The 15,799-nt window shown below is 61.0% G+C and carries 15 protein-coding genes; 3 read left to right on the top strand and 12 right to left on the bottom strand.

All coding sequences use genetic code 11. The annotated features are described in order from the left end of the window. Nucleotides 1–94 precede the first annotated feature (94 nt). From BMZ66_RS17470 to BMZ66_RS17455, 4 genes are all read right to left on the bottom strand, one after another. Nucleotides 95–967 (bottom strand): cyanophycinase, encoded by an 873-nt coding sequence (locus BMZ66_RS17470; RefSeq protein WP_092676631.1) that lies wholly within the window; start codon nucleotides 965–967, stop codon nucleotides 95–97. Nucleotides 968–1,004: 37 nt separating this feature from the next. Then, nucleotides 1,005–2,579: an FAD-dependent oxidoreductase gene (locus tag BMZ66_RS17465; protein ID WP_092676628.1), complete on the bottom strand. Its 1,575-nt coding sequence runs from the start codon at nucleotides 2,577–2,579 to the stop codon at nucleotides 1,005–1,007. A 341-nt stretch (nucleotides 2,580–2,920) separates the two neighbouring features. Then, a complete protein-coding gene (locus BMZ66_RS17460; RefSeq protein WP_092676625.1) occupies nucleotides 2,921–3,886 on the bottom strand; it encodes a bestrophin family protein in 966 nt (321 codons plus the stop codon). A 182-nt stretch (nucleotides 3,887–4,068) separates the two neighbouring features. After that, nucleotides 4,069–4,482 carry a RidA family protein gene (locus tag BMZ66_RS17455; RefSeq protein ID WP_092676622.1) on the bottom strand — a complete coding sequence of 138 codons (414 nt, stop codon included), beginning with the start codon at nucleotides 4,480–4,482 and terminating at the stop codon, nucleotides 4,069–4,071. 182 nt (nucleotides 4,483–4,664) lie between these two features. Here BMZ66_RS17455 and BMZ66_RS17450 point away from each other — a divergent pair, with 182 nt between their 5' ends. Then, complete coding sequence (locus BMZ66_RS17450) at nucleotides 4,665–5,486, top strand: energy transducer TonB (protein WP_092676619.1); 822 nt, start codon at nucleotides 4,665–4,667, stop codon at nucleotides 5,484–5,486. A 239-nt stretch (nucleotides 5,487–5,725) separates the two neighbouring features. Further along, entirely contained in the window at nucleotides 5,726–7,231 is a 1,506-nt protein-coding gene (locus BMZ66_RS17445) for a DNA integrity scanning protein DisA nucleotide-binding domain protein (protein WP_177204781.1), read from the top strand. A gap of 18 nt (nucleotides 7,232–7,249) precedes the next feature. Here the strand turns inward: BMZ66_RS17445 and BMZ66_RS17440 are convergent, their stop codons facing one another. The 7 genes from BMZ66_RS17440 to BMZ66_RS17410 form a co-directional block, all read right to left on the bottom strand. After that, entirely contained in the window at nucleotides 7,250–8,851 is a 1,602-nt protein-coding gene (locus tag BMZ66_RS17440; protein WP_092676613.1) for an amidase, read from the bottom strand. Nucleotides 8,852–8,964: 113 nt separating this feature from the next. Beyond that, nucleotides 8,965–9,459: a DUF4442 domain-containing protein gene (locus BMZ66_RS17435; protein ID WP_092676610.1), complete on the bottom strand. Its 495-nt coding sequence runs from the start codon at nucleotides 9,457–9,459 to the stop codon at nucleotides 8,965–8,967. Nucleotides 9,460–9,486: 27 nt separating this feature from the next. Further along, nucleotides 9,487–9,930 carry a PPC domain-containing DNA-binding protein gene (locus BMZ66_RS17430; protein ID WP_092676607.1) on the bottom strand — a complete coding sequence of 148 codons (444 nt, stop codon included), beginning with the start codon at nucleotides 9,928–9,930 and terminating at the stop codon, nucleotides 9,487–9,489. 99 nt (nucleotides 9,931–10,029) lie between these two features. Further along, nucleotides 10,030–10,575, bottom strand: a complete 546-nt coding sequence (locus BMZ66_RS17425; protein ID WP_092676604.1) for a hypothetical protein — start codon at nucleotides 10,573–10,575, stop codon at nucleotides 10,030–10,032. Nucleotides 10,576–10,646: 71 nt separating this feature from the next. Beyond that, on the bottom strand, nucleotides 10,647–11,885 hold the full coding sequence (locus BMZ66_RS17420; protein ID WP_143080265.1) for a hypothetical protein: 1,239 nt from the start codon (nucleotides 11,883–11,885) through the stop codon (nucleotides 10,647–10,649). Beyond that, nucleotides 11,882–12,661, bottom strand: a complete 780-nt coding sequence (locus BMZ66_RS17415) for a hypothetical protein (protein ID WP_092676597.1) — start codon at nucleotides 12,659–12,661, stop codon at nucleotides 11,882–11,884. The genes BMZ66_RS17420 and BMZ66_RS17415 overlap by 4 nt, the downstream gene beginning before the upstream one ends. 125 nt (nucleotides 12,662–12,786) lie before the next feature. Further along, a complete protein-coding gene (locus tag BMZ66_RS17410) occupies nucleotides 12,787–13,365 on the bottom strand; it encodes an RNA polymerase sigma factor (protein ID WP_092676594.1) in 579 nt (192 codons plus the stop codon). Nucleotides 13,366–13,509: 144 nt separating this feature from the next. Between BMZ66_RS17410 and BMZ66_RS25210 the strand changes: the two genes are divergently transcribed. Further along, nucleotides 13,510–14,049 carry a hypothetical protein gene (locus BMZ66_RS25210; protein WP_143080264.1) on the top strand — a complete coding sequence of 180 codons (540 nt, stop codon included), beginning with the start codon at nucleotides 13,510–13,512 and terminating at the stop codon, nucleotides 14,047–14,049. Between the two features lie 70 nt (nucleotides 14,050–14,119). On the opposite strand, the gene amaB is transcribed toward BMZ66_RS25210, so the two are convergent. Then, the gene (gene amaB / locus BMZ66_RS17405) at nucleotides 14,120–15,727 is read right to left on the bottom strand and encodes an L-piperidine-6-carboxylate dehydrogenase (protein WP_092676591.1); all 1,608 of its coding nucleotides are present in this window, start codon (nucleotides 15,725–15,727) and stop codon (nucleotides 14,120–14,122) included. Nucleotides 15,728–15,799 lie beyond the last annotated feature (72 nt).

The following is a 15,799-nucleotide window of genomic DNA, read 5'->3' as shown; positions in this document are numbered from 1 at the left end:
CCGATTGAGAATGCTACCCCACGCGAAATGCCTCGGCTGCGCTCGGCACGACAGCCTGTTCGGCCAAGTTCTTGGTCTGCACCAATCCCGTGCGCTAGCGGTGCATCACCTCCTGCACAGGCAGCGTGAAACGCTGGCCACAGCCGAGGATGTGCACGTGCAGGTCGCGAATGGTGAACGGCTCGCCCGGCTCGATTAGGTGAATGTTGGTAGAGGTAGCGGCCTGGCCTTCCACCACCGTCACCACGCCGCTGCCAATCACCTCCATTTCGCGGCCCTCGGTGATGACCACGCCGGTGTCTTCCTCTAACCCAAGCCCTATGCAGCCGGGGTTGGTAGCGATAATCTGGGCCATGCGAATGATGCGGCCCCGCGCCACAAAGTGCGTGTCGATGGCCACATCGCGCAAAAACTGCAGGCCGGTGGTAATGTGAATTTCATCCTTCAGCATGCCCTGGTTGTTGCGGCCCTGGTATATCATGGGCGTGCTCATGGCCGCGGCGCCGGCGCTGGTGCCGGCTATCACAATCTCGTCGTAGGTGTAGCGCTCCTTGAGGCGCACCAGCCAGGTGGTGCCGCCCAGCAAGGCCGTGAGGCGGAGCTGGTCGCCGCCGGTGAACAGCAAGCCCGCCGCTTCGTCCAGCAGCTTCAGGTTCTCCTCGTTTTCGGCATCGGCCCGCTCCGTAGCATTGAACACCTCCACCCGCTTTACCCCCAGCGACTTAAACACGTCGATATAGTCCTGAGCGGCGGCTTCGGGCTCCTCCGAGGCCGTGGGCACGACTACCACGGGGCCTTTGCCGCGCAACTCCTGCACAAACCGGCGCAGAATGGCATCGGGTGCGTGCTCGGCATCGGCCTTAACGTTCGTATCGGGGTTCTTTTCTTCGTGTCCGCCAATGGTAATGAGTGTGCCTCGCGGCGCTGGGCAAGCGCTTTCGGGCGATTTTTTTCTACGGGTGGGCATAGATTATGGGAAAGAAATAAGAAGAAACTCCGCCCGACTAGGCCGGCGCCAAGCCAGTGCCAGCCGGGCCGTTGAGGAGCTCGCCGAGCGCCGTGAAGCGCGAGCCGTGGCAGGGGCAGTCCCAGCTTTTCTCCAGCCCATTCCAGTGCACCACGCAGCCTAGGTGCGGGCAAATGGCCGAGCATTCGTGGGTAGCGCCCTTGTCGTCTTTGTACACGGCCACCTTCGTAATGCCCCGCCGCATTACGGCGCCGGTGCCGGCAGGAATTTCGTCCACGGAACTCACGTCGCCGCCCGTCAGCAGCTCGGTGTACTCGATGGCCACGTTCACGTTTTCCTTGATGAATTCCTGAGCACTTTCGCGCTTGAGCGTGATGCGGCCCGGGTCGTAGAGCTTGGCCCAGGGATTTTCGCGGTTCTCGATGAGGTCGGCCACAATCATGGGCCCCAGCGTGCCGTGCGTCATGCCGTGGCCCGAGTCGCCGGTGATGATGAACACATTATCGGAGTCCAAGGGGTTGCGGCCGGCGTAGCCGAGGCCATCGGAGGGCTCCATCACTTGGCCCGACCAGCGGTATTCAAAGTCTTTCACCATGGGAAACCGGTCGCGGGTCCATTCTTCCAGGCAGCGCAGGTGCGCTTCCGGGTCGTCAGACTGGCCGGTTTTGTGGTCTTCGCCGCCCACAATCAGCAGGTCATAATTAACCTGGCCGCCGCGAGGGCCAGCGTCAACCTCCTGCAGGCGCACGTAGTGGTAGGGGTCGGCCATGTCCCAATACAGGGCCTTGGTCACCGAGCCCTTGGGGATGCGGGCACCCACCACGTAGGTGCGGTAAGGGTGTTGTTTGGTGTGCATCACCACCCGGTCGTTGAACGGTGTGTTGGTGGCTACCACAATGCCTTTCTTGGCCTTCACCTCATACCCGTCGTCGGTCACGACATGCGCCTGGGCGCCGCCGTGCACTTCGCTCACACGAGTGTGGGTGCAGATGCGCCCGCCCTGCATCACAATGGCCTGGGCCAGCCCGTTGAGGTATTTCAAAATATGAAACTGACCCTGGCCCGGCCACCGCAGGCACTCGCCGGGCTCAAAACCCGTTGTGCCAGCGCTTTCCAGCAGTTCCACGTCGGGCAGGCCGGCGCGGTGGGCGGCTTCCAGCTCGTTGGTCAGGTCCTTGCGCTTGCCATCGGCGTGCAGGAACATGAAGCCGTCGAGGCGGGTAAAATCGCAATCGATTTTCTCGTTCTGCACAATCTCCTCAATCATGTCCACAGCCGCCGAGTGGCTTTCGGCCGCCAGCTGGGCGCCCTCTTCGCCGAAGAGGTTTTCCAGGGTGGTGTAGTGGTCGTCGAGGGCAAACGAAAGGTGGGCCGTGGTGCGGCCGGTTTCGCCGCTAGCCAGCTCGCCGTCTTCTAGCAAAATAACCTTACGGCCTTCCTTGCTCAACAAATAAGCCGTGGTAAGGCCCGCAATGCCTCCCCCTACTATCACCACATCGGCCTTGGCGTTTTCGGCCAGCGGCTCAAAGGTGGGCAAGGCCGGGGCCGTGCCAAACCAAGACGAAATAGTAGCACCAGAAGTACGAGCGGGATTGGGCAGTTTTGTGGGCATAAGGCGAAGGAAAAGGATGTGGAGTCCTTGCTTACGCCTGGGTGCGGGTTCGCGTTAGGTCGAGCTTATTTTCTGAAGGCAGGGAGCGAGTTGCGGAAGTCATAGAACGACCAACTCCCCTCCTCAGATGAGGAGGGGATGTTCGAGCCGCCAGGCTCGGACGGGGGTGGTTGAACTCGTTGAAGGATGCTAGAACGACTCGGCTAGCAACGGTGCAGGTAGCTCGTTCGGGTGTCGTTCAGCTGTCGTTCAACGAACCCAACCACCCCCGTTTTCGCTGCGCGAAAACATCCCCTCCTTATCCAAGGAGGGGAGCTGCTTGTTCTTAACCTGGCTTAACTTTAATACATCACGTCGTTCACGGCCACGGTTCTGGGTGGCAGCTCGGTTTCGCCCAGCAACTCGCGCAGGTCAATTTCAATGCTGCGGCAGATGGCCGTCATCGGCACGTCGTTGATTTGGTTGTCGAAAGGGTTCTCGCTGGCATGGCCCACCAGCTCAATGACGTTGAACACCCAGGACACGAGCACGGCAAACGGCACCATCAGCCAGACGTGGTACTCGCCCAGGGCTTCGCGGTGGTCAAATTCCTCGACCAGGCCCAGGGGCAGCACGGCCGCAAAAATCCAGACAAAAACAAAGCTGAAGTAGGCATACTGGCGCGGAAATGGAGTGTTCTTAATCCGCTCGCAGCCGCCCTGGGCATCAAACATGTCCTGTATGGTCTGCATCAGGGCCACGTGGCGGAACTCGCTGAGCAGGCCGCGCTGGTGCAGCATGCGCAGCTCTTCGCTTTGGTGGCGCAGCAAGTGCGTAGGCGGGTTGCTCATGCGCCGGGCCTCTTCCGATTCGGCGGGGTCGAGTAGAAAGGGCGCGACTTCGGTTTCCCAGCCCTCGGCGGTTTGACGGCGCAGGTGCAGGCGCAGGGCGTTGCACCAGCCAATCTGGCGGTAGAGCAGGCGGCGGTGCAGGTCGCGAAGCTCGCTCGGCTCGGGCTGCATCTCGTTGGGGGTGGGCTGCACGAAGTCGAACGCCCGAATGGCCCAGGTGCGGCTCACGTTTACGATGCTGCCCCAGAGGCGCCGGCCTTCCCAAAACCGGTCGTAAGAGCCATTGCTTTTAAAACCAATGTAGAACGCCACCGCCGTGCCCAAGGTGGCAACGGGCTGCCAGGGAATATCGAGAAAGTGAAAATTTAACCGACTGTACAAAAAGCAGATAAGAGTATCATACAGGAAAAAGAGCAGCAGCCCATTGCGTGACATGCGCCAGACAACTGACAGCCGTAGATTTCTGTGAACGTACATGAATAGTTATTAGGAAGAGAAAATTTAATTGGCCTGACTGGGCTAAAATACCGAAATAGGATTTTAAACAACGAATAACCTATGACTGAGCAGCAAGCCCACAGTCGGCGCTTTATCAATGCATTACCTTTTGCATCAGCAGCCGCAGGCCTTGACTTGCGATTGCTAAGCCCCGCAAACACTTAACCAGAAACCTGGGCAATGCATTTCAGCTCGATGGCAATGGGCGTGGGCAGACAGTTTATTTCGAGCGTGGTGCGGCAGGGCTGGGCCGTGGCAAAATACTCGGCATATAGCCGGTTGTAAATCGGAAAGTCGTCCTTCATGTTGGTGAGAAACACGGTCACGTCCACCAAATCGTCCCACTGGGCGCCGGCTTCTTCCAGAATGTAGCGCACGTTTTGGAACACCGCGTGACACTGGCTTTCAAAGTCATAGGCTAGAATATTGCCTTCAGCGTCAAGCTCCACGCCGGGAATGGCCTTCTGGCCGCGCTGGCGCGGGCCCACGCCCGACAGAAACAGCAAGTTGCCAACGCGGCGGGTGTAGGGGTAGGCCCCAACGGGCTCGGGGGCGCGGGAGGTTTGGTCGGTCATGATATTTTTTGGGCGCGAATGAAAATAAACCGCCCCAAAGAACGTCAGCCAGCCTGATACCCGGCCGGGCCAGCCCTGGCAAGGTTTTTAGTGGCACGGCCTTCCGGTTGCCGTTCAGGTTACCGATATTTGTAAAGGCCGATTTCCTTATTATACCTGCTATCGCCGTGCCATCATCCCTTATGAAATCCCCCCTACTCCTTTTGCTCGGCTGCTTCGGCTTGGCTAGCTATTTCGGCCCCAGTGCGCATGCGCAGAAGCGCAAGATGCCCGCCAAGCCCTCGGCAACAGAAGTCTACGACTCGGTGGCCCAGCCGGCCGTACCGCTGGGTGGCACCGAAAAGTACGCGCGCTTTTTGGCCGAAAACCAGCGCTACCCGGCTTCTGCCATGCAAAAAGGCATTCAGGGCACCGTGAAGGTGAGCTTCATTGTGGAGAAAACCGGCACCGTAAACGAAGTGAAAGTCGACGCCCCGGTGTCGCCCGAGCTGGACGCCGAGGCCATTCGCCTCATCAAGAGCGGCCCCAAGTGGACGCCCGCCAAGCACCGCAACCAAGTGGTGCGCCAGCGCATTTATGTGCCGGTGTCGTTCGTGATGTCGCCCGGCAGCGAAACCGTGAAGCTGCCCGCCAAGGACCGGCCCATTACCACCTCGGCCGCCGACATTGCCGCCTCGGCCAACCCCGACCGCCCAGCCGTGGTGGCGCCCGACAAGCCCACGCAGCCCGTGGGTGGCCCCCAGGCTTTTTTCGATTGGGTTGAAAAAAATCAGCAATACCCGCTGCTCGCCCGTCAGCGCAAAATTCAGGGCAAGGTAATGGTCGAGTTCATGGTGCAAGCCGATGGCAGCCTGACCGATGCCCGCGTCATCAAGAAGATGGGTTCCGGCCTCGATGAGGAGGCCCTGCGCCTCATCAAAGCTGCCCCAAAGTGGGAGCCGGCCACGTTCCAAGGCAAGCCATTAAAGCAAAAGATGGTGTTGCCTGTTTTGTTCCAGCTATAACAATTTGAACCACGACTCCCCTCCTTTTTTAAGGAGGGGATGCTCGAGCCAAAGGCTCGGACGGGGGTGGTTGCACTCGTTGAACCGAAGGTCGGCGTAGCCAACGACACCCAAACGAATTCCGCGTGAGTCGTTCCGCCATCGTTAAACGACTACAACCACCCCAGTTGTCGCTGATGCGACAACATCCCCTCCTTGGTAAGGAGGGGAGTTTTTGTTCTGTTCCTCTATTCCCTGCCATGACTCCCGTTCTTGCTCCCGCCCCCCCCCTGCTTTGGCCGCACCAAGCCCGCTACCGCAAGGCGGCCCAGGCGCTGGCGCAAGACCTGTTCGATGCCCTGGACGAAGAGTTGAAGCCCTACGTAGTGCTGCTGGCGCTTCCCACCTCTCCCGCCCAGCCCGCCCTCTGCCTGGAGCCGGAAGACTGCGGCTTGCCCGCCGATGAATTCTTTGGAGTGGTGGCCCGCGGCCGCACCATTCAGAACGCCACGCCCTGGCCCTACCCCGAGCGCGAAGACGTGACCCCGGCCATGCTGCGCCGCAAGCACGAAGGCATGGGCGTGCGCAATGCCGTGCAGGAAGTACTCGACCGGCTGGACGAGCATGGCCTCCAACAGCATTTTGCCGGCTACCCCATTCAGATTCAGGGGTACTTTGTGGTCACGATACTGCGGCTGCAGCGCAAGCCCATCCGGGCCTATCCGTCGCTGCGCCCCCACCGCTTCTACACCGATGGCCGGCCGCTGGCGCCTTCCCTGCTGGTGGCAGCCATGTACCGCTTCAACGAGGAAAGCGTGAAGGCCCTGAGCGAGCCCGAACCCGGCGCCGGTTTTATCGTTCGCCCCCGCGAGAGCGAGGAGCTGCTGCGCGCTGCCGGCAAGGCGCTGCTCGACACGCCCGCGCAGTCCCTGGGGTTCGACCCGGCCACTACCAAGCTGTTTGCCACCTGCAACACCATCAGCAGCCTGCGCTACGAGGGCGCCGAGGGCGTGGGCAAGCTGCTGCTGGCCCGCCGCGGCCACCCCAACATTGAGGAGATTTTTGCCCTCACCTGCCCCACCGAGCTCACCGACTACCGGGCCGTGCGCAAGCTGCTCGAAATGACCACGCCCGACATTCACCTGCTGGCCAATGGCGAAAGCGTGTATGCGCTGGGCCGCCAGGTGGGCAAGTACGATGCCGTGCGGGAAGACTTGTTCGTCATCAGCTTTGTTACGCACTATTCCTGGGAGCTGCAGCACGACAACCACGTGCTACTACGCTCGCACTACGGCCTGCCCGGCCTGCCCCGCACCCGCCTCAGCCGCACCGGGTTCCGGCGGGCCCTCAAGCGCACCTTCGCCCTCACCGACCCGCTGAAAGTAGAGCGCCTCTGGGACGTTGTGAACGAAGCCAGCCGCCAGAAGCACGGCACGCTGCTCGTCATCACCACCGAGGCCCTGGCCGAAGCCGACCGCCTCAAGCTGCAGTGCACGCTCATCGAGCCGGTGCCGCTCACGCCGCTAATCACGCGCCTCGTCACCAGCATCGACGGCGCGGTACTGCTCGACCCTGAAGGCTACTGCTATTCCATCGGCGTCATTCTCGACGGCCGGGCCTCGGGCCGCGGCGACAGCACCCGCGGCGCCCGCTACAACTCGGCCCTGCGCTATGTGGAAAGCTCCGACTACCCTTGCATTGCGGTGGTGGTGAGCGAAGACGGACTGGTGGATGTGATTACTTCGGTAGAAGAAGCCGCCGCATAAGGCAAAGCCAACGAACCGCTATTTTGCTTTCTCTGCCTTGTTGAGCAGGGCTGGAAACAACGCCGGCGCCTTGCGGTGCCGCGTGGCCTGCTCGTAAGCGTAAGTGTACTTTATCAGCTTAGCCTCATCAAATGAGCGGCCAAGGAACTGGAGCCCGGCCGGTAGGTTTTCGTAGGTGAAGCCCATGGGCACGGTGAAAGCTGGCTGGCCCGTATGCGGCGCGATGAGCTGGCTGTTATCACCCTTGTAGCCTTTGAAATCGCCAATTTTAGCAGGCGGATTGTTCCAAGTGGGGTATACCAAGGCACCTACCTGGTAGCGGTCCATCACAGCCGTGACGGCGTTGCGGAAGGCAATACGGCGCGGGTCGGTATAAGCCTCACCGCAGCCTTCGGTGGCAGTGGTGGCAGTCGCAATGCCGTTTGCCAGCTCATCCTGCAGGTTCTCCTTGATGTAAGCTGAATATTTCCCCGAAGCGAGTACTTCGTTGATGTTTTTCACGGGCGAGGTGGGGCCTAGCTCGGCTAGGTAGGCGTTGACATCACGCTTGAAAACCGAGCACCACTGGTCTTTGCTGACTTTCGCAAAATCGGGGATTTCCACGTCTACCACCTCGGCGCCAGCTTGGCGCAGGTCGGCTACGGCTTTTTCGAAGAGGGCTTTCACCTGCGGGTCGGGGCTGCGCTCACTCAGGGTGCGCAACACGCCAATGCGGGCACCTTTGAGGCCGTTCTTATCCAGAAATTGGCGGTAGCCGCCCTGCGGAACTTTGCCAGCGCTGTAAGCCGTGAGCGGGTCGGCGGGGTCGGGGCCGGCCATTACTTCGAGCAGGCGGGTGGCGTCGGCCACGGTGCGCGTCATGGGGCCGCCGGTGTCGTTGCGGAGGTAAAGTGGCGTGATGCCAGCTCGGCTCAGCAGACCCAGCGTGGGCCGAAAGCCCACCAGCGCATTGTGCGACGACGGCCCACGAATAGAGTTGCCGGTGTCCGTACCCAAGCCCACCGCCCCCAGGCTGGTGGCCACGGCCGCCGCCGTACCGCCGCTCGACCCAGCCGGCACGTGGTCGAGGTTGTAGGGGTTTCGGGTCTCGCCCGCAATGGAGCTGATGGTGACCATGGGACTGAAGGCCCACTCGGCCATATTGGACTTGGCCAGCACAATGGCCCCGGCTGCTTTCAGCGCCTTCACCATAGTGGCGTCGGTGGTGGGCGCAAACCCTTTGAGGGCCGCCGAGCCAGCCGCAGTTTGGAGGCCAGCCGTGTTGTAATTGTCTTTCACAATCACGGGAATACAGTGCAGCGGCCGCATTTTCTTGCTGCGGCGGTACTCCGCATCAAGCTGCCGAGCTGTCCCCAGCGCCGCCGGGTTGGTGACCACAATGGAGTTGAGCTTCGTGGGCTGGTCGTAAGCTGCAATGCGCGCCAAGTAGGCGCCTACCAGCTGCTCGCAGCTGCAGTCGCCACGCTCTAGCGCGTTGTGAATGTCCTCAATGGAATCCTCGGTCACTTCAAATGCCGACTTCTCATCTTTCTGTTCTTGAGCCGAGTTGGTGCAGCCGCTCAGCCACGCAACAGCAAATACGAGCAGAAAGGAAAACCAGAAATGGAAGAATGCACGCATAAGAGAAGCCGGAATGAGATAATGAGCAAGCCGAGTAGACGTCGCCCAAAAGTAACGGCTGCTTCTCAGTAGCAGGGCCCCATTTCATGTAAGCGCGCAGTGCCCTAGTTGGCTTACCGCTTTGCCCGAAACGACCATGTGATGCGGAACACCGCTACCACGTCGCCGGCCTCATCCAGCCCGGTGCTGGTGCACACCACGGTGCGGCCCTCGCCGGTAGCGCGGCTTTCGGCAATGGCCTGGGCTATCAGCGGGCCATCGGTCGAGGTGAAGGCAATCCGGCCGACGGCTTTTTTGGTGAAGTCTGCCTCCATCTTGGTCACCAGCATTGACACGGGACTGCCCGCCTGCACGTGCATCATGGCCTGAATGCCGCTGGCAAACTCGGCCGCCATGGCCAGGCAGGCAAAGTAGATGCTGCGAAACGGGTTCTGGGTAAGAAACTTAAACCGGATGGTGACTACCGCCTGCTCCGGCGTGAGCTGCGTCAGGCGCAGGCCCGCCAGCCACGCCATGGGCAGCTTCCGCATCAGAAACAGCCGCAGCTTAACGGGGCTAAGCACTTGGCGGCGGAAAGTGGCGGCTTGGGGCGTGTCGGTAACGGTCATAATAGCGAAGGTAACGTTCAGCGTCTTCTACTTTTTTCGGGCGGGGCGCTGCTTGGGGGCAGCCGGTGCTGGGTGCACCACCAATTCTTGATAGCCAAATGTGGGGTCCTCTTCGCGCCGAAAATCCAGGGCGGGCAGTTCGCCGAGCACGATTTCGGCCGTGGTGTACACCACGCAGCCGTCGAGCAGGTGCCCGCCAATGGTACGGCCCGTGCTGTCGGAAACCGCCAGGTGCAAGTGCGAGCCGTTAGTAGACAGCGTGCCCACCAAGGACACAATCTCAAAATGGCCGCGGTACACTGTGGGGCCCTCTTGGTTGGCGAGCCGCAGTGTGGCCACGGTGAGGCTGCCCACGCACGTGAGCAGGGCACCGGCCTGGATGTGGTTGGTCTTCACGAACGCAGTGAGCTGCTGGCGTAGGTCATCGCCAGACCGCAGACGCAGGGCGTAGGTTTTCAGAGGCGAAGACATGGCAGAGGGCACGGCGGGTGGGGCTTGAGCACGGGCCGGGCCGGCAAGTAGCCCAAGCAGCGGCAGTAACAGGAAGAATCGAAACACGCCGCAAGTTACTTACTGACCAACCGGCTGGGTCAGGTCGAAGTCGGCCTGGAAACGCAGCTGGCCCGCCCGCTTCAGGATGTAGCTAAACGTCTTCTGGTCCTCGCTCAGCACGGTTTCCCACTCATTGGTGGCGGCAGTGGGCAGCAGCTTGGCCGTGTAGTCATCGGCCGGGAAGCCCTGGCGGAATGCTGTGCCACCGGCCTTGGCGTAGCCGCCGTACATCGTCACCGAGTCGGGGGTGCCGTCGGGATGGCGGTGGTCGTGTTTCAGAAGCAGTCCCTGGGGGCTTTTGGTGAAAACCCAAGTGCGGGACTTATTCTCTCCAACCTGAAATGGCACCCGGATTTCGGTGTCGGAGCAGCTTTGCACGCGCATCAGCAGTTGCTGGCCAGCAAAGGGGTCTTTTCCGCCCTCCGGAAAAACGACTTTGCCGCGGTATGTCTGATTGCACAGCGCCCCCAGGCGACCGAAGAAATCGGTAGGTACCGTGGCAGCCTTGCGGGAGCCAACGCAGCCAACGGCCAGCACAGCCAGAAACAATAGGAGATTTTTCATGCGGAGAAAGCAGTTTGAGCGCCTGCGCCAGCACTTCCACAATGGCAGTGGCGGCGCAGGCGTCCGCAAACCTACTTGCTAAACCGCACAGTGCCGTAGCGCACCTTAATGTTGACGTTGCCCGCATTGCGGGCCGGGGCCACGCCGCCAAACACGCCGAGCACGTCGCTGGTCTGGGGGCCGTTTTCCTGCGAGAGCACGCGCACCATGTCTTTATCAACGAGCAGCTGGCCTTGCTCAGTGCTCACGTCGAACCGGAAGCTGGGCGACTCGGCAAAGCCCAGCCGGATGGTGCTAAAGCCCCCGTCGAGGTTTACCTGCTGGAAATTCGGGCCCATGTCGCGCACCACAAAGTCGGGGCAGTAGCGCAGGGCCATGTCCAGGGCCTGGTCGAGCTTGTCGACGGTGAAGCGCGTGTAGCCCGACGACCCGCGCAGGTTACGCACTGTGCCCAGGGCCACGTCGCCGTACTTGCTGTGAATGGTCAGGTCCTGCACCGTGCCAATGTCGATATCGGAATGGTTGTTTCGCAGGTCGACGGCCGTGCCCTGGTCGAGGCGCAGGCGGGCGTAGCTGGCATCAATGCTGGCCCGGCCCACGTAGGGAATGCTGCAATTGCCGTTGGCGATGCGCACCAGGTTTTGCGGCCCTTCGAGGCGGCCGGTGCGCAGGGCGCCGTATTCAACGGCCAGCTCGGTATTGCCGCTCATGGCGCCGCTGATGGTCACCTCGCCAAAGTTATTGTAAATGCTCAGGGCGGTGGTGCGGGGCAGCCACACGGTGTAGTTCACCTCGTAGCGGCAGCCCCCGGCCCGGCCACGTAGCAAGGGCCCAAACTGGGTGCTCACGGCCACGCCGCCGGTTTTGGCGTCGTAGTCCAACCATTGCACGCCCAGGGCATCGAGCACCTGCCGGGCACCGGCATCGGTTTCAGAGCGGGCCACCAGTTCGGCCTCTACTTTAATCTCGCTCTTGCCCCAGGGGTTTACCTGCACCCGGCCGTAGCGCGTGTTCAGGGAAAAGGCCCGGCCTGCCTTGGGCACATCGAAGCTGCGGGTGAGGCGGCGGCGCTGCTCGGCCTGTAGCACCGAAACTTCTTGGTCCGGCTGCTGCGGGGTTTGGGAGGCGCCACAGGTCATTTCCTCGGCGGTAAACGCCTGTATTTCCATCACCCGCACGCTCATGCCGGGGCTGAGCACGGCCCACTGGCTGCTCTGGGCCACAGCCTCCCGCGGAGGCAGTAGTCCGGCCACGGCCAGCATGGCCAAGCCCAGGGCCTGCCACATCATACGAGGGAGTAGTGGTTTCATTCGGCGCGGTGCTTGCTGTCGGCCAGCACGTAAGAGCTTGGGTTGCGGTCGGCTTCGGCAGCGGCACCCAGCTGCAGCTGCTGGTCCAGAATATCCAGGCGAACCTGCAGGTTGCGGTTCATGGCGGTGAGCACGGCATCGGGCTGCGGGTGGTGCAGCAGGTCTTGCTTCAGCTCGCGGTAGCTCGAGTCCAGCTCCACCAGCTCACGTTTCCAGTCGGCCCGCATGGCCGCCATGCCGGGGCCGCTGAGCTCTTGCAGCTCGCTCTGGCGGCGGGCCAGCTGGGTGGTGTAGTAGGCTTCCATGCCCCGCACGGCGCGCACCAGCTGGCTGTCGGCACCGGCCGAGCGGTCGGCGGCGGTCATCGCAATGGGGCCGCCGCCTAGGTACAGGGCAGCATCGGGGGCTTCGATGGGGTTGCTGTTTCCAGCGGGGCTGGTGGTCGCCACAGCCAGCTCTTCGGTTTTGTGACCCGATTTCCAGGCCTCGCTGGCCCCTGCGGCAAACACCAGCAGTGCCAAGGCAGCAGCTACGCCGTAGCGTTGCAGCCAGCCCCCACGCACAGCGGGAGTGGCTTCCGCGGCAGCAGCCAGCGGAGTGGTTTCGGCAGCGCCCATCAGGCGCATCACGGGCGTGGAGGGCGTAGCAACGACGACAGGTTCGGCCAACTGCTGCTCAAGCGCGGCCCACAGGTCGGGGCGCGGCTCGTGCGTGTCGAAATCGGCACGGTGCCGCTCGACGAAGTTTTCCAGTGAATTGTTCTTATTAGAGTCCATGAATGGGGAGCAGACGCACAGTTCTTCCAGTTCAAAGAGGTAGCGGGGCTATAGGATAACCGCAACCGGGCGAAAAAGGATGAAGGGTAGTGAAAAAGTGGATAACGGGGTTAGAAAATAGATAATTAACTCAGGCCGCGCTGGGCGGCCAACTCACGCAACCGGACCCGCGCCCGGCTGTATTGGGATTTAGAGGTAGACTCAGAAATGCCCAGAATGTTGGCGATTTCGAGGTGGTCGTAGCCTTCCAGCAAGTACAGGCTCAGCACCACGCGGTAGCCGTCGGGCAGCTCCTGAATGCAGCGGCGCAACACGTCGGCGCGGTAGTGGGTATCGGCCTCGTCCTCGTAGGAAACACTGCTCAGGTCAGCGGGTTCCTCGTGGTGCTGCTCGCCCAGCGGCACCAGCGCCAACCGCCGCTGCCGCAAGCAATTTATACTCTTGTTGACCACGATGCGTTTCAGCCACGCCCCAAACGAAGAGTCGCCTTTGTAGCCGCTCAGCTCCCGAAAGGCGCTCAGGAACGACTCCTGCAGCACGTCTTCGGCTTCGGCGTAGTCACCGGTGATACGCAGGGCCGCGTTGAACATGGCCTTGGCGTAGCGTCGGTAGATTTCGGCCTGGGCCTGGCGGTCATTCAGGCGGCAACGCTCCACGAGCGGGGCGTTGATGTCAACATAGGCGGAGGTAGCAAGAGCTTCCATGCAGAAAGTAGGAGTTAAGCGGCTTAAGCAAGTAAAGGACTACGCAGCCGGGGCGAGGGTTGCACCTTAGCCAGGTGTTGCGCACGTGGGTAAATTTAGCTGCCAACTACCTTTGTTCAAGTAAATTCCTCAATTCTTATTTTCATGCTGCGTTATCTACTTCTCGTCCTCTTATCACTCTCTTTGCTGGCCTGCAGCAAGTCCGATTCTAACCCCATTGTTGATTTCGGCGAGGGCCTAGGCATCACCTACCGCACTGCTCAAAACCTGCCCAATGGTCCCAACGACCCTACCGATTGGACATCGGACGGCAACTGGAATAAGCAGGAGCGCGGCCTGTTTTCCGACGTTGCTTTCGACCTCAATGCCCCACAGAAAGCACCTTCAGGTTTTGAAACTTCTGCTTACCCCAATCCCTCGCCGGGGCAAGCAGCTTGGACAATATGGGTTCGCACTAATCCTGGTGTAGTGCCTCCGCTCTATACAATGCGGGCAGCACTAGTTAACCGCAAGTACCAGGTAATGGAGCGACTAGGACCAGTCGTTACCCCATTGAATACAACTTATATTTTTGATTTCCCCAAATCTGGCTTAAGTCCCAACGAGCATTACCGGCTCTATTATGTAGTGTCCGACGCCAGTGGTCTAGTATTCAAGGGTCATGGTGATGTACGCTACTATTAGTCTATAGGCACACAACAGAAAAGCCCCGCCAACATGTTGGCGAGGCTTTTCTGTGTACTTTAATCAAGACTTACACGTCGAACTTTATCCCCTGCGCCAGCGGCAATTCTGTGGAGTAGTTAATGGTATTGGTCTGACGGCGCATGTAGATTTTCCAGGCGTCGGAGCCGGACTCGCGGCCGCCGCCGGTTTCTTTTTCACCGCCAAACGCGCCGCCGATTTCGGCGCCGCTTGTGCCAATGTTCACGTTGGCAATGCCACAGTCGGAACCGTTAGCGGCCAGGAAGGCTTCAGCCTCGCGCATGTTCAGGGTGAAAATGCTGCTCGATAGGCCCTGGCGCACGTCATTCTGCAGCGCAATGGCATTCTCCACGCCGCCGCTGTAGCGAATGAGGTACAAAATGGGCGCGAAGGTTTCTTCCTGCACCGTGTGGTAGTGGTTTTCTACTTCTACCAGGGCGGGCTGCACGTAGTTGCCACCGTTCAACTCGGTACTGCTCAGCACCTCGCCGCCGGTGAGCAGCTGGCCGCCTTCGGCCTGCACCTTGGTCAGCGCTTCGCTGAACATCTTAACGGCGTCGCCATCAATCAGCGGGCCGACCAGCGTGCCCTCCTGCAGCGGGTGGCCGATGGGCAACTTGGGGTAAATGGCCAGCAAGCGGGTTTTCACCTCCTCAAAAATGCTGTCTTCAATAATGACGCGGCGCGTGCTGGTGCAGCGCTGCCCAGCCGTGCCCACAGCTCCAAACACGATGGCGCGGATGGCAATGTCGAGGTCGGCGTTTTTGGTAACGATGATGGCGTTGTTGCCACCCAGCTCGAGCAGGGCACGGCCCAGGCGGGCGCCTACCACCTCCCCTACTTTGCGGCCCATGCGGGTGCTGCCCGTGGCCGACACCAGCGGCACGCGGCGGTCAGCGGCCATAGCGGCGCCAATGTCGGCTCCGCCAATAATGGTGCTGAATACGCCCTCAGGGATGTCGTTCTCAACCAGCACGTCGCGGATGATGTGCTGCACGGCCACGGCCGTAAGGGGCGTTTTCTCGGAAGGCTTCCAGATGCTCACGTCGCCGCACACAGCGGCCAGCATGGCGTTCCAGCTCCACACGGCCACGGGGAAGTTGAAGGCTGAGATGATGCCCACCAGGCCCAGGGGCTGGTACTGCTCATACATGCGGTGCGCGGGGCGCTCTGAGTGCATGGTGAAGCCGTGCAGCTGGCGCGAAAGGCCCACCGCAAAGTCGCAGATGTCAATCATTTCCTGCACTTCGCCGAGGCCTTCCTGCAGGATTTTGCCCATTTCGACGCTCACCAGCTTGCCCAGCGGCTCCTTATATTCCCGGAGCTTGTTGCCAATCTGACGCACAATTTCGCCGCGCTTGGGGGCGGGCACCAGGCTCCAGGTTTTGAAGGCTTCCTGGGCAGTTTTTACCACGGTGTCGTAGTCTTCAGTGGTGGCAAAGGCTACGCTGGCAATGCGACGGCCATCGGCGGGAGCGTTGATGGTACGACGCTCAGCATTGGCGCTGCCGCCCCAGTTGCGGCCGGTGCTGTAGGCGGCGTTTTCGGCTTCTACGCCCAACTGGCGCAGCACGTCCTGAATGCCGTGGGGGTCTTCGTGCGGGTACGGTACGGTTACGTCGGCAGCCGACGTGGCTTCTTCGAGAGCTTGCTTCATGGGAAGGGAGGGGGAATGCGGTGGGATATTGCTTGCGCAAAGCTACGGAAACCCTCGGCCACCCCCGAAGCG

Origin of the sequence: Hymenobacter arizonensis (assembly GCF_900115775.1) — a bacterium.
GTDB lineage: Bacteria > Bacteroidota > Bacteroidia > Cytophagales > Hymenobacteraceae > Hymenobacter > Hymenobacter arizonensis.
The sequence above is the reverse complement of the archived record's forward strand: the minus strand, read 5'-3'. Positions and strand labels throughout refer to the sequence as shown.